Origin of the sequence: Hwanghaeella sp. 1Z406, from assembly GCF_048892425.1 — a bacterium.
GTDB lineage: Bacteria > Pseudomonadota > Alphaproteobacteria > UBA8366 > Aestuariispiraceae > Pacificispira.
Genome location: NZ_JBLZHU010000009.1, coordinates 180,890 through 194,928, shown reverse-complemented (window position 1 = coordinate 194,928; position 14,039 = coordinate 180,890). Strand labels below are relative to the sequence as shown.

Here is a 14,039-nt window from a genome sequence, read left to right as displayed (position 1 = left end):
CCACCCCTCAAAGTCTCGCCTTTGCGGGTATGGCTCAGTATCGTCACCCCGGACTTGATCCGGGGTCCAGAGCAACACGCACTCCCCTCACCTGCCGCCCCTGGATACCCGCCTTCGCGGGTATGACGCGGTACTTTCACCGCCACCCCTCAAAGTCTCGCCTTTGCGGGTATGGCTCAGTATCGTCACCCCGGACTTGATCCGGGGTCCAGAGCAACACGCACTCCCCTCACCTGCCGCCCCTGGATACCCGCCTTCGCGGGTATGACGCAGTATTGTCACCGCCACCCCTCAAAGTCTCGCCTTTGCGGGCGGGGCTCAATATCGTCACCCCGGACTTGATCCGGGGTCCAGAGCAACACGCACCCCTCTCACCCGCCGCCCCTGGATACCCGCCTTCGCGGGTATGACGCGGTACTTTCACCGCCACCCCTCAAAGTCTCGCCTTTGCGGGTATGGCTCCGCATCGTCACCCCGGACCTGATCCGGGGTCCAGAGCAACACGCACCTCTCTCACCCACCGCCCTGGATACCCGCCTTCGCGGGTATGACGCGGTACTTTCACCGCCACCCCTCAAAGTCTCGCCTTTGCGGGTAGGGCTCAATATTGTCACCCCGGACCTGATCCGGGGTCCAGAGCAACACGCACCCCTCTCACCCGCCGCCCCTGGATACCCGCCTTCGCGGGTATGACGGGATGAGTGCAAAAAACCCGACTATTCAAACAGATCGTTGTATAGATCTCTCCAATATGGGTTCTTCTCTTCTATCAGTTTTAACTTCCACTCTCGTCGCCACTTTTTTAACGCCTTTTCCCGCTGGATTGCGGATTCCATATCTGGACACGCTTCAAAATACACCAGTAAATGAACAGCATATTTCTTAGTGAAACCATCAAGGAGCTCTTCCCGGTGTTGCGCTACACGCTGCGGCAGATTGGATGTTACGCCGACATACAAGGTTCCATTCCGGTCCGATGCCATGATGTAGACAAACCCGCCCTGTGCCGCAGAAATCTTCATCCTATACTCCTTCATCCGTCACCCCGGACCTGATCCGGGGCCCAGAGCAACACGCACTCCCCTCACCCGCCGCCCCTGGATACCCGCCTGCGCGGGGATGACACTGTTTGATCAAGCCCGGCGCCATTCGGTGATGCCGCCTGGCTTGTCTTCCAGAATGACGCCCTGTGCCTGAAGGTCATCCCGGATCTGATCCGCTTTAGCGAAATCCTTTGAGGCCTTGGCTTCCTTTCGGGCCTCGATCTGGACCTCTATTTCTGCTTCGGTCGGGCCGTCTGTTGGGGTGCCGGCCTTGAACCAGGCTTGCGGATCTTGTTCCAGCAGGCCCAGAGCATTGCCCAGTTGCAGCAATCGCGCCCGATCTTCAGAGATTGAGCGTTCACCGATATGGGCTTTTGCGTCCCGCTTCATGGATTTGTGCACAGCAACACTGAGCTGCCGGGCACTGGCAAAGAAATGTTTCAGGGCTTCTGCCGTGTTCAAATCATCGGACAGGGCCGCGACCAATCCCTGCCATTCCGGATCGTCGTCTGAAATATAGACGAACGGTTCAGACTGGGTATCGCGCAGTAATGTATAGAGACGATCCAGTTCCGCCTTAGCCTCCCGGCATTTATCCTTAGAGAAATCGAGGGGGGAGCGGTAATGAGTCTTCAACAGGACAAGGCGCAGGACCTCCCCTGGAAATTCCTCCAGCAATTCCGCGACGGTGTAGAAATTGCCCAGGCTTTTGGACATTTTCTCGCCCTCACTCATCAGATACCCATTGTGCATCCAATAGCGCGCAAAGCGGTCCTGACGGTCCGTTGGCGCATGGGCGCAGTAGCTTTGGGCGATTTCGTTCTGGTGATGGGGGAAAACCAGGTCGATGCCCCCAGCATGAATATCAAAATCGGGGCCCAGGAACTTTTCCGACATGGCAGAGCATTCAATGTGCCAGCCGGGCCGACCCTTTTCGCACCACGGATTGGGCCAGCCAGGCGTATCGCCATCACTGGGCTTCCACAGTACGAAGTCCGCCGGATCGCGCTTGTAACTGGCAACCTCTACGCGGGCGCCCGATATCTGTTCATCCCGGTCCTTATTGGCAAATTTGCCATACTCTTCCCAGGACGGCACATCGAACAGCACATGACCATCGTCCAGCGCATAGGCATGCCCCTGGTCGATCAGTCTTTCAATCAGCGCAACCATCTCTGGAATGGTCTCTGTCGCGCGCGGTTCATGATCCGGGGGCAGGCAGTTCAGGGCTTCGCAATCCTCCCGAAAGCGTGCGACTGTGGTTTCCGTCAATTCGCGAATATCAATGCCCCGCTCCTTCGCACGCGCATTGATCTTATCGTCGATATCCGTGATGTTCCGAACATAGGTGACGGTCGGATAGAGTGTGCGCAGTAACCGGGACAGGACATCGAACACGACCAGCGGGCGCGCATTGCCGATATGGATGCGGTCATAGACCGTCGGACCACAGGCATACAGGCCAACCTTGCCCGCTTCACGAGGCTCGAAAATGACCTTGGCGCGTCGGCTTGTATCGTAAATCTTTAAATCCATTGTGTTCTTCAATCCTGTTTTGTCATGACGAGGTGCCGCGGAAGGGGAGATCCTGCCGCGGGGTCTATCGTTTCACTGCCACCATTTCAAAGAGAAATCAGGTCAGCATCACCGACGACCGCCGCGCAATGCGACAGCCGCAAATAATAATGTCGATGATGATGCAAAAGACGGTCATTGTATTACAATCAATCGCTGGATTTCCTGACGCGACGCACTATACGCCCGAATGACCGGTTTGCAAGAGGCCAAGCCTATTGCGCGCGCGAGAACAGGTCGCGCATCAGTGTCTCCAGGGACGCGATATCCTCTACATCGAACGCATCGGGTTGATCGCTGTCGATATCCAAGACGGCAATCAATTCCCCTTTCGCGTTCCAAACCGGCAGAACCAATTCAGACCGTGTGGAAGACGCACAGGCGATATGATCCGGAAAAGCGTCTACATCGGGTACCATCTGAACCTGCCCTGTAGTGGCACAGGCGCCACAGACCCCCCTGGAGAAAGGAATCACCAGACAGCCATGTCCACCCTGATAGGGACCGATCTTCAGCATGTTATCGCCAACATTGCGATAGAATCCAACCCAGTCAAAACGATCATCGGCGTGGTATAATTCGCACACGGTCGTCGCCATCAATGAGATCAGATCCGTTTCCCCATCTGCAATGGCAAGGACCCGTGCATTCAAATCCTTGTAACGCCCTTCAACAGCCATAATTCACCCCAAACTGCCTTGAAAATCGATGCTGAAATCAACCGCTGTCAGATCCGCAACCAGACGCCCTGTCGCATCTGTGTCCAACCCCACCAATGGCGGCCTGACAACGCTCCATATATCGTTATGGGAATAATGGGCAACGGCTGCTTTAACACCCGTGATCAATCCATGATTCTGAAAGACTTTGCGAACCTTGCGCATTTTATCATTTGCGGTGTCCAGCGTGTCCTTGTCCCCGGCGTGATAGGCGTCGATCACGGTTCGAATGCCAGTCGGATTCACATTGGCGGTCGCACTGATGCACCCTGCCGCCCCATTGTCGAATCCATCCAACAGGAACAGTTCCGATCCCGGAAAAACATCAAAGTCAGGCACATTGTCCAGGATCGCCTTGGTGTTTTTCCAATCACCGGAGCTATCTTTCAAGCCTACCACACTATTGGGAAATGCCTGAACCAATCGTTGGATCAACGGCACCGACCAGCCCACCATCGCGAAAGGCGGAATATGATACAGATAGATTTTCAGTCGATCATCGGCGACCAGACGGATCACTTCGGACACATAGGCAAAAAGCCCGTCATCGGTCGCCGCGCGATAGAAAAACGGGGGCAGCAACAATACACCCCCTGCCCCCAATTCCACCGCTTGTTTGGTCAGGGCAACAGTATCCATCAGGGAACAGGTTCCGGTTCCCGGCATCAATTTTTCAGCAGGAACGCCAACTTTCACCAAAGCCTCGGTCTGTTTCATTCGCTCTTTTAAGGCGATGCTGTTGGCCTCACTGGTCGTGCCAAAAATCGCCAACCCGTCCAGCCCATTGGCCAATTGCCATTTGCACAAGGCCTGAAAACGGATGGTATCAACACTGCCATCTGCAGCAACAGGGGAAATCGTTGGCGATAAAACACCAGAAAACGGTCCGCGAGGCATAGCAAACTCCTAAAGGCAGGAACAAAATGAACAGATATCGCAGCGGTACAGCGATCATATGGCTTGATCAAGCATCCTGTCTAAAGACACCAGCCGAAAGTGACCGGCGCATCGCCTTGCGCCGCAATTTATCATTCATGCGACCCCATGCCCACTGCACCCTTCCGACCCGTATTCGTCATTCAACAGCATTCGGCAGGGGCGGCGATTTGCGGACAATCCGACGCAGCGCCATATTGGACTGAATGCGCGTGACATGCGGCAGCCTGGACAGATGCGCCTTATGAATCCGCTCGAAATCCCGCATATCGCGCACGACAAGCCGCACCAGATAATCAGACTCCCCTGCCATCAAATGGCATTCCACCACTTCCGGGATTTCCACCACGGCGCATTCAAAGGCATTCAATGCAGTCTCGCTTTGGCTATCCAGCGCGATCTGCACCACCACGCCCGCTTCATAACCCAATGCGTCTTCATTCAACAGCGCGGTATATTGCTGAATGACCCCGTTCTCCTCTAACCGGGTCAATCGACGCTGACAGGTTGAGGCAACGACATGCAGCCGATCCGCCAGGTCGGAAATGGTGATACGGGCATTTTCCTGCATCGCGGCCAGAATGGCGATATCTACGGCGTCCAGCTTCATTCTCGAATAATCCTGCATTTTAATTCATTATTCTGCATAAATTATGCAAAAGCATCGTAAAATTCCAACGTGTTCGCAAGTACATTTCCATCGAACAAGCGTAGGATCACGCATCAAAATCAGCGGGACCTGCCACAATCCCGATAAGCCACAATCCCGATAAGACCGAAGGGGAAACAATCATGCGCATTGGTGTGCCAAAGGAAATCAAGAATAACGAGTTTCGCGTTGGGCTGGTCCCGTTTGCGGTTCGGGAATTGTGTCACAACGGACATGACGTCGTTGTGGAAACCCAAGCCGGAGAAGGCATCGGGGTCAGCGACAAGGACTATCAGGCAGCCGGCGCGAAAATCCTTGGCAGCGCAGAGGACGTCTTCAAATCAGCCGAAATGATTGTGAAGGTCAAAGAACCCCAAGCCACCGAATGCAAGATGCTGCGGGAAGATCAATTGCTGTTCACCTATTTGCATCTGGCCCCCGATCTGCCGCAAACCAAGGGATTGATGGAGTCCGGCTGTATCGCGATCGCCTATGAAACCGTGACCAGCCCGCGCGGCGGCCTCCCCCTTTTGGCCCCGATGAGCGAAGTCGCCGGGCGCATGGCCGCCCAGGCTGGCGCGCATTGCCTGGAAAAGGCGCAAGGCGGGCGCGGTGTTCTGATGGGCGGCGTGCCGGGCGTTCTGCCAGCCAAAGTTCTGGTCATTGGCGGCGGTGTTTCTGGAACCAATGCGGCGCGGGTCGCGCTTGGCATGGGGGCAGAGGTGACAATCCTGGAGCGGAACATTGCCCGCATCACACAACTGGATGATGAGTTTCGAGGAACCGGCCTGAAGACCTTATATTCAACCGTCGATGCCATTGAACGCAGCGTGCAGGATTCTGACTTGGTCATCGGCGCGGTTCTGGTGCCCGGCGCGGCTGCACCAAAATTGATCACCCGCGCGATGCTGCAAACCATGCTGGACGGATCTGTCGTCGTCGATATCGCCATTGATCAGGGCGGTTGCCTGGAAACATCCCGCCCCACCACTCATGCCGACCCGATCTTTATCGAAGAAGGTGTCGTGCATTATTGTGTGGCTAATATGCCAGGCGCCGTGGCGCGGACATCCACTTTTGCCCTGAACAATGCAACCCTGCCCTTCACGCTGGCGCTGGCCAATCATGGCTATCGCAGTGCCCTGGCCCATGACACGCATCTGCGCCAGGGTCTGAATGTTCATAAGGGTCAAATCACCTATAAGGCGGTTGCCGAGGCCCATGATCTGCCCTTCACTGCGCCCGAAGAAGCGCTGGGTATTCCGTACTGAGGATAGACCTGAACAAGACCTGTGAAAAAGTTGCGGTTGTGAACCGGGCGGGCGTCCAACAGGATTGACGCCATGATGGATGATATAAACCTGCCTTTGATACTGGGTGCAGCCCTACTGGCGGCTGGCAGTCCAGGTCCTGCGACCCTGGCGATTGCCGGGACGTCTATGGCGTCCGGCCGGGGGCTGGGCCTTGCTGTTGCCTCTGGCATTACAGCAGGGTCGTGGATGTGGTCCATCATGGCAGCGGCCGGGCTGGGCGCAATCATGCAAGCCAATGCCTGGGCCTTTGAGGTGCTGCGATATTTCGGGGCGGGCTATCTTTTGTTTCTGTCCGCGAAATCCGGAATCTCAGCCTGGCGTGGGGCAAAGACCCAGACAACCGCAATGACGATTACATCAAAGCGTGCGGCCTTCGGGAAGGGTTTGGCCCTTCACCTGACCAATCCAAAGGCAATATTATTCTTCGGGTCACTGTTTGCCATCGGTGTGCCCGCCAATGCCACCCCCAGTTCTCTGGCCGTTATCATCGTCGCCGTTGGACTGCAAAGCATGATCATCTTTCATGGCTATGCCCTGCTCTTCTCCCGCCCCGCACTGGTCGCGGTCTATACGAAGATGCGGCGCTGGTTTGAAGCTGGATTTGCACTGGCATTCGGGGCTGCGGGTCTGAAGATTCTAACGACCAGACTAGGCTAAAAGTTGAACTGCCGACAGGTCGCTACTCCGCCGTTTTTTCGCCCTGCCCGACGGTTTGCGTCATGATGATGGATTGCAGGGGTTCAAAATGTTCCGGCTTCACCTTAATGAAGGCAACACACAGAACCATCCCTTCTTGATCTCCCCCAACAATTCGACAGGGGATTTCAATTTCCGGCAGATTATCAGGCGCGAGCACCGCCATCAGTTCATCACCAATTTCCAGCCCTTCAGCATCCGGATAAAAGCCGAATCCCCCCAGGCTTAAATCAGTCAAACGGCCGCCAATGCCCCCCAATTCAGCAGGCAGGCGCACTTTGACACGCCGCTCCTTACGGCGATCGCCGGGTTTAATGATACTCATCAATCGGCTGAACATAACGGTTTCCTTGCATCTTCCTGCCTGAAGAATTCTGTGCAGGAATCGTGCCGGAACACCTTACGCCAAAGCATCCTTGATGCGATACCAAAACATTCCCAATGTCAGCAGTGGGGTGCGGAATTTACCACCGGGAAAGATTGGATGTTTGAATCTGCTCATGACATCAAATTGTTCCGCCTGACCACGGATCGCCTGCGCCAATATCTTGCCACACATATTGCTCAATGCCAGCCCGTGTCCGGAATATCCCTGACTGAAATAGGTGCGCGACCCAATGCGACCAACATGCGGCATCCGGTCTACGGTAATCCCAATATAGCCGCCCCAGACATGCTCGATCTTAACATCTTCCAACTGCGGAAAGACATGCAGCATACGCGGGCGGACAAATCCCCCCAGGTCATTGGGCTCAAGCCCCGAATAGGTCGCGCGCCCGCCAAACAGCATACGCTTGTCACCGCTCAATCGAAAATAATCGACGATAAAGCTGCAATTGGTGACGGCTTCATCGCCCGAAATCAGGCCCTTCGCGCGATTTTCCCCCAAAGGTTCCGTTGCGATGATGTAACTGCCCACCGGCATCAGGCGTCGAAACAGATAGGGCTGTGTTTCGCGCAGATAGGCATTTCCTGCCAGGACCATGTAATCGGCGCGAACAACGCCCTTTTCTGTGTGAATGGCCGGGTTATCGTCCGTATCCAAACGGATAGCGCGGCTGTGTTCATAGATTTTCACCCCAGCCTTCAGGGCAGCCTGTGCCAATCCCAGACAGTAATTCAGCGGATGTACATGTCCGCCGCCAGGCTCCCACAACGCGGCCTTGTATCGCTCTGAACCGATTTTATCGCGCAGGTCAGCGCCTTCCAGAAGTTTGGACCCGGTATAGCCATACTGGTCCCATTCCGCCTGGGTTTCTTTTAAATCTTCTACATGGCTGGCTTTTTCACCGGCATGCATATATCCCCATTTCAAATCACAATCGATGCCGTATTTCTTGATCCGCTCCCCAACCAGTTTCGGGGCGGCATCGGCGATATCCCACGCGGCACGCGCCGTTTCTTCGCCAAACCGGTTGCGGATCGTCGCCATGGATTTGTTATAAGCCGTACAGATCTGTCCGCCGTTGCGCCCGGATGCGCCAAAGCCGACGGTTTCAGCCTCCACGATCACAACGGACAAGCCCGCCTCGGCCAGTTCCAATGCGGCGGACAATCCCGTATAGCCCGCCCCCAGAACGGCAACATCGGCTTTAATCTCCCCCTCTAATTGCGGGTGAGATGGCGCGGCATGGGCTGTCGCGCGATAATAGGACCGGGTATCGTCAAATTTTGCCATGTGCTTAGACCTAACTATTAAACAGTGCGAAGGTACCACTCGTAATCCAGTGGGGGAATTTGCGCCTGAAACGCATCATTTTCAAAGCTTCGGGCGGCGGCGAACATTTCACAGTAATGGGCACCCAGATATTTCGGCAGCACCTTGCTTTCCGAGAATGTCTGCAACGCCTGCCACCAGCGTAACGGCAAATCCGTTACCGGCTTGTCATAGGCATTGTTGCGCTCAATCGGGCCCGGATCGATCTTATTGGTCAGCCCGTGATGGATACCTGCCAGAACGGTCGCCATCGTCAAATAGGGATTGGCGTCTGCCCCGGCAATACGGTGTTCCACCCGCATCCCCTTTGCATCCGCGCGGGGAATGCGCAGTGATACCGTGCGATTATCAACCCCCCAGGCGGTATTGATGGGGGCATAGGAATTTGCCTGAAAGCGCCGATACGAGTTTGCATTCGGGGCAAAGACCGCCATGCCATCAGCCGTCGTCTTCGCCAGTCCCCCGATTGCATGGCGCAACGCCTTAGACGCTGGAAGGCCGATTTCAGGATCCATGGGACCCGCAAAAATGTTGTTACCGTTCTTGTCCAGCAGGCTGATATGGATGTGCATGCCACATCCCGCCAATTCCGAAAACGGCTTGGCCATGAAGGTCGCGATCATACCATGCTTGCGCGCAACGCCCTTGATGATGCGTTTTAATAATACAGCATCGTCACAGGCCTTAATCGGATCATCCACATGGTGCAGATTGATTTCATACTGCCCCGGCCCGTATTCTGCCGTTGCGGTATCGGCCGGCACATCCTGCGCCACACAGGCGTCTTCCACATCGGTCAGGAAGTCTTCGAATTCATATAATTCATCAATGCCATAGACCTGAGTGGTGGTCTGACGCTGGCCCGTGGTTGGCGATGTCGCCATTTCCGGACAGCCCTTAGCGTCCAGTTTTCCATCCAACAGATAAAATTCCAATTCGATAGCGGTCACGGGCGTATACCCCATATCCACCAAAGGCTGGGCTGCACGCGCCAGAATGTAGCGCGGATCTGCAAAGTACGGATCGCCGTCCTGCGTGACCATCGACGCGATCACCTGTCCGGTTGGCGCATTGGCCCAGGGCACGGGTTTCAACGTGCCCGCCACGCCCAGACAGTTACAATCGGGGTCCCCATCCCGTGTGCCATATTCAATGGTTTCGCAATTGCGCCCGGTGGAATCCAGCAGATAAGTAGATCCAGGAAGAGCAATCCCACCCTCATACAATTTGTCGATCGCTTCCACGCCGATGCGTTTGCCGCGCAGGATACCACACATATCCGGCACGATCATATCGACCCCTTTCAAGCCGGGATTCGCTTCGACAAAGGCGTCCACTTCCTGTTTGCTGAGCCAACTGGTCATTTTAATATCTGCTTTCATATATCGCTTGGTTACGCGTGAAACCTTGTGGATAAGAATTGATTAGCGCTTGCGGATAGCCAGAAGTATAAGGCATAAAAAATGTGATCACAATCGCAGCGCCATGCTTTTTTCATCCAGTAAGGCGTGTGATTCACACCGAATCAGGGACGGATGTGTTTTTGTGGTAACTATTAATCTCTAGAAAACTGATCCGTATGGATAGTGAGGCTAACGTGACCAATTTAAGTGAATGGCTAAAATCGCGAAATGTGGACGAGGTTGAATGTCTTCTGCCCGACATGTCCGGCATCGCGCGGGGCAAAATTCTGCCCTCAAACAAGTTTCTGAAAAGCCTGGAAGACCGCAGCCTGCGTGTTCCAGAATGTCTTTTCATTCAGACTGTCACCGGTGAATTTGTGCTGGATACCGAAGCCGTTGCAGACACCAATCGTGACATTGCAATGGTCCCCGATAACAACACCATTCGCATCGTGCCCTGGTATCCTGACCCTGTCGCCCAAGTGATTTGCGACGCCTATCATCTGGATGGCTCACCGGTCAGTTTCTCACCGCGTTTTGTGCTAAAGAATATCCTGGAACTTTTTGCCAAAAAGGGCCTTCAGCCAATCGTTGCGCCGGAGTTAGAATTCTATTTTGTGAAAAAGAACCTGGATCCTGACTATCCCCTGGAACCCCCCATTGGGGCGTCGGGCCGCCAGGAATCTGGTCGCCAAGCCTATGGTATCGAAGCCGCCAACGAGTTCGATCCCATCGTCGAAGACATTTATGATTTCTGCGAGGCTGCGGAACTGGATGTCGACACCATGGCGCATGAGGCTGGGGCCGCGCAGATGGAAATCAACTTCAATCACGGCAATCCATTGGAATTGGCGGATCAGGTCTTTCTGTTCAAACGCCTGGTCCGACAAGCCGCCCTGCGTCACGACATCTACGCGACCTTCATGGCAAAGCCGCACCAGAATCAGCCCGGTTCCTCCATGCATATCCACCAGTCATTGGTCGATATGTATACGGGCAAAAATGTCTTCTCCACAAAGACCGGAAAAGATTCGAAAACACTGCTGCATTACATTGGGGGGCTCCAGCGCTATCTGCCGGCCGCAATGCCCTTGATGGCACCCAATGTGAACAGCTATCGCCGTATCGCGCGCTATTCCGATGCGCCGATCAATGTGCATTGGGGGCATGACAACCGCACCTGCGGCCTGCGCATTCCGGACTCTTCGCCCGAATCACGACGGATCGAAAATCGGCTGGCTGGGTCCGATGCAAATCCCTATCTGGCCATGGCGGCGACCCTGGCCTGCGGATATTTGGGAATTAAGGAGAAGATTGAGCCATCCAATCCGGTGGAAGGCGATGCCTATCGTTTTGCTTTTGCGCTGCCGCGCCATCAGGGGGATGCCCTGCAAAAGCTGAACTACTCAAAGCCTTTGAAAGAAACCCTTGGCGAGCATTTCGCCCGCGCCTATATGGACGTTAAAAACCATGAATACGATTTGTATCAACGGGTTATCAGCTCGTGGGAACGCGAAAACCTGTTACTGAACGTCTGATCATCACCCCCGCCCTTTAGTAACCCCACCCCCGCGCAATCCCCTGCGGGGGTGGCAATTTTGTAATCAGGTCCCAATGCGAGGAGGCCCCCCCTGGGAAGCCTGACTGGGGCCAAAGGCCTTATCTAAGATATGTGTCGAAGATTCAGCCAGTTTGATCGCCTCTGACAGATGCTCCAGCACTTTGATATTGTTGGAAAGAACCAGCTGAGCTTCCGGGCGGGTATCATCTGTGATCTTCGTGCATCGGAGCAAAACATCCTTGCGAACAATCCGCAGCAAATCTTCCAACCGATGGCCGTCGGGCTTTTCTTCGGAAACAAGGAAATGCGTCATGACTCCTACTCCTTTAGCAAAATGTGACAAGCGGTTGCCGCCTCCCCACGACAGTCTAGCGCCGAACCGCAGACCGCGTCGATGGGCAATTCGACAGAAATCATTTGCATTGCCGGGAGTCGAAGGGTAAAAGCCGCGCCTGATACGAACTTTTTTCAGAGGGTTTTCGCGCCGTGGCGCGTCCTCAACGGCTTTGGAGCTTACGCGCGATGAAACAGGATATCCATCCAGACTACCACACCATCACCGTCATCATGACCGATGGAACGACCTATAAGACGCGCTCTACCTGGGGCAAGGAAGGCGACGAAATGCGCCTGGACATCGACCCGACCGGCCACCCGGCCTGGACTGGCGGTACCGGCAAGCTGATGGCGTCGGGTCAGTTGGATCGCTTCAACAAGCGCTTTGCGAATTTCGGCCTGAAATCCTAATCAGGTTTTCTTTGGGTCAGACGATATTGGGGCGATCTTCGGGTCGCCCCAATTTTTTTAACCCTCCCCCTCTTGAACGCCTAAAATCGTCACCCCAAATTTAACCTGTCGAGAGGCAGTCCTGTCGAACGCCCGATTGGGGTTCACAAACAGGCGCAGCCTTAAGACGGCATAGCGGACCGTCGCCTGATCTGGGGCGGTTCTAACATCACTCTCGCTCTAACTTGAGGAGACTTAGACATGCGTGCATTCGATATGACCCCGCTGTTGCGGACCACTGTTGGTTTTGACCGTCTGGCCCGGACGATGGATTCCCTGGCCAGCGAACAGGTTCCAACCTATCCCCCTTACAACATCGAAAAGCTGGACGACGACGCCTATGCCATTTCCATGGCCGTGGCAGGCTTTTCGGAAGACGACCTGGACATCACCGTTCAGGAAAACACGCTGACCGTGACCGGCAAGATCGCCCAGAGCGATGAAACCGTGGAGCGTCACTTCCTGCATCGCGGCATAGCAGAGCGTGCGTTTGAGCGTCGCTTCAGCCTTGCCGACCATATCAAAGTGGCCGAAGCGAAACTGGAACACGGCCTGCTGCACATCGCCCTGAAACGCGAAGTGCCGGAAGAAGCAAAGCCGCGCACGGTGAGCATCACCACGACGGCAAAACCCAAGCAAAAGGCGCTGGAAAAGAAAGCCGCCTAACGCTTGATCGCACAGCGTAATCGTTGACGTGAGCAGAGGCGCATCGGGGAAAGCCCCGATGCGCTTTCGTCTGTATGCAGCGTAAGAAATTCTTGCCCAAAGGCCGCGCAAATCGCGCTTGCCCAATAGACGGGGTTTGGCAAACTGCCGGTCCATCAACCATGGGAGACTGCGATATGGACGGCCTGACCCTGTATGATCATCCCGAAAGTGGGAACGGCCATAAGGTTCGACTGTTGTTGAGCCTGCTGAATATCGACTACACACTGGTGTTCAAAGACATCCATAAGGGCGAGACGCGCACCCCGGAGTTTCTGGCGTTGAACCCGGCTGGGCGCATCCCTGTCTTACAATTGGCTGATAATCGGACCTTGCCGGAATCGAATGCCATTCTTTGGTATCTGGCGGAAGGAACGGGTTTTATTCCCACAGATCGATGGGAACGCGCGCGGGTGCTGGCTTGGATGATGTTTGAGCAATATCAGCATGAACCCACCGTCGCCGTGGCACGATTCTGGTGTCATCATCTGGAAATGACACAAGAGCGAAAGGCTCAACTGGCAGAGAAACATGTCAAAGGATATGAAGCTTTAGCAGCCCTGGACACCCAGCTTCTAAGATCCGACTGGCTTGTTGGATCCAACCCTTCCATCGCCGATATCGCGCTGTATTCCTATACCAGCGTCGCACAGGAAGGCGGGTTTGATCTGTCAAAGTTCACCAATATCCAACTATGGCTCGACCGCATCGCCGCCCTACCCGGCTTCATCCCCATGGAGCCATGGACCGAGTAAATAGGCGCAATGTCTGGCCCACACCCGCCATACCCGCGCAAGGGGGGTATCCAGGGCCACACGCACCAATCGCGCCTGCCGCCCTGGACCCCGGACCACGTCCGGGGTGACGATGTATCAAAAAATGTACCCTCACCCTGAGGAGCGCAGCGTCTCGAAGGGGGTGCCCGCTGGAAGCACC

General features: G+C 55.1%; 15 protein-coding genes. 6 read left to right on the top strand and 9 right to left on the bottom strand.

Going from position 1 to position 14,039, the window contains the following annotated elements; all coding sequences use genetic code 11:
* Nucleotides 1–716: 716 nt before the first annotated feature.
* From ACOSDR_RS17325 to ACOSDR_RS17305, 5 genes are all read right to left on the bottom strand, one after another.
* A complete protein-coding gene (locus ACOSDR_RS17325) occupies nt 717–1,022 on the bottom strand; it encodes a GIY-YIG nuclease family protein (protein ID WP_420732023.1) in 306 nt (101 codons plus the stop codon).
* Between the two features lie 111 nt (nt 1,023–1,133).
* Nucleotides 1,134–2,579: a cysteine--tRNA ligase gene (cysS, locus tag ACOSDR_RS17320; RefSeq protein ID WP_420732022.1), complete on the bottom strand. Its 1,446-nt coding sequence runs from the start codon at nt 2,577–2,579 to the stop codon at nt 1,134–1,136.
* A gap of 254 nt (nt 2,580–2,833) precedes the next feature.
* Complete coding sequence (locus ACOSDR_RS17315; RefSeq protein ID WP_420732021.1) at nt 2,834–3,298, bottom strand: GAF domain-containing protein; 465 nt, start codon at nt 3,296–3,298, stop codon at nt 2,834–2,836.
* A 3-nt stretch (nt 3,299–3,301) separates the two neighbouring features.
* Complete coding sequence (locus ACOSDR_RS17310; RefSeq protein WP_420732020.1) at nt 3,302–4,234, bottom strand: dihydrodipicolinate synthase family protein; 933 nt, start codon at nt 4,232–4,234, stop codon at nt 3,302–3,304.
* Nucleotides 4,235–4,412: 178 nt separating this feature from the next.
* On the bottom strand, nt 4,413–4,883 hold the full coding sequence (locus ACOSDR_RS17305) for an Lrp/AsnC family transcriptional regulator (protein WP_420732019.1): 471 nt from the start codon (nt 4,881–4,883) through the stop codon (nt 4,413–4,415).
* Between the two features lie 182 nt (nt 4,884–5,065).
* On the opposite strand from ACOSDR_RS17305, the gene ald reads away from it, so the two are divergent.
* Together ald and ACOSDR_RS17295 are read left to right on the top strand one after the other, a co-directional pair.
* On the top strand, nt 5,066–6,193 hold the full coding sequence (gene ald, locus ACOSDR_RS17300) for an alanine dehydrogenase (RefSeq protein WP_420732018.1): 1,128 nt from the start codon (nt 5,066–5,068) through the stop codon (nt 6,191–6,193).
* A gap of 72 nt (nt 6,194–6,265) precedes the next feature.
* The gene (locus ACOSDR_RS17295; RefSeq protein ID WP_420732017.1) at nt 6,266–6,892 is read left to right on the top strand and encodes a LysE family translocator; all 627 of its coding nucleotides are present in this window, start codon (nt 6,266–6,268) and stop codon (nt 6,890–6,892) included.
* A gap of 22 nt (nt 6,893–6,914) precedes the next feature.
* Here ACOSDR_RS17295 and ACOSDR_RS17290 read toward each other — a convergent pair whose 3' ends face one another.
* Genes ACOSDR_RS17290 through ACOSDR_RS17280 form a run of 3 tightly spaced genes read right to left on the bottom strand, consistent with a single transcriptional unit; the run spans nt 6,915 to nt 10,012 of the window.
* A complete protein-coding gene (locus tag ACOSDR_RS17290) occupies nt 6,915–7,271 on the bottom strand; it encodes a PilZ domain-containing protein (protein WP_420726054.1) in 357 nt (118 codons plus the stop codon).
* 60 nt (nt 7,272–7,331) lie between these two features.
* Nucleotides 7,332–8,609, bottom strand: coding sequence for an NAD(P)/FAD-dependent oxidoreductase (locus ACOSDR_RS17285; protein ID WP_420732016.1), 1,278 nt, complete (start codon nt 8,607–8,609; stop codon nt 7,332–7,334).
* 17 nt (nt 8,610–8,626) lie between these two features.
* A complete protein-coding gene (locus ACOSDR_RS17280) occupies nt 8,627–10,012 on the bottom strand; it encodes a glutamine synthetase family protein (RefSeq protein WP_420726052.1) in 1,386 nt (461 codons plus the stop codon).
* 215 nt (nt 10,013–10,227) lie between these two features.
* Between ACOSDR_RS17280 and ACOSDR_RS17275 the strand changes: the two genes are divergently transcribed.
* Nucleotides 10,228–11,589 (top strand): glutamine synthetase family protein, encoded by a 1,362-nt coding sequence (locus ACOSDR_RS17275; RefSeq protein ID WP_420726051.1) that lies wholly within the window; start codon nt 10,228–10,230, stop codon nt 11,587–11,589.
* A gap of 66 nt (nt 11,590–11,655) precedes the next feature.
* Here ACOSDR_RS17275 and ACOSDR_RS17270 read toward each other — a convergent pair whose 3' ends face one another.
* Nucleotides 11,656–11,925: a hypothetical protein gene (locus ACOSDR_RS17270; protein WP_420726050.1), complete on the bottom strand. Its 270-nt coding sequence runs from the start codon at nt 11,923–11,925 to the stop codon at nt 11,656–11,658.
* Between the two features lie 209 nt (nt 11,926–12,134).
* Between ACOSDR_RS17270 and rpmE the strand changes: the two genes are divergently transcribed.
* The 3 genes from rpmE (at nt 12,135) to ACOSDR_RS17255 (ending at nt 13,858) form a co-directional block, all read left to right on the top strand.
* Entirely contained in the window at nt 12,135–12,359 is a 225-nt protein-coding gene (rpmE, locus tag ACOSDR_RS17265; RefSeq protein ID WP_420726049.1) for a 50S ribosomal protein L31, read from the top strand.
* A 240-nt stretch (nt 12,360–12,599) separates the two neighbouring features.
* Nucleotides 12,600–13,064: an Hsp20 family protein gene (locus ACOSDR_RS17260; RefSeq protein WP_420726048.1), complete on the top strand. Its 465-nt coding sequence runs from the start codon at nt 12,600–12,602 to the stop codon at nt 13,062–13,064.
* A gap of 176 nt (nt 13,065–13,240) precedes the next feature.
* Nucleotides 13,241–13,858, top strand: a complete 618-nt coding sequence (locus ACOSDR_RS17255) for a glutathione S-transferase family protein (protein ID WP_420732015.1) — start codon at nt 13,241–13,243, stop codon at nt 13,856–13,858.
* Nucleotides 13,859–14,039 lie beyond the last annotated feature (181 nt).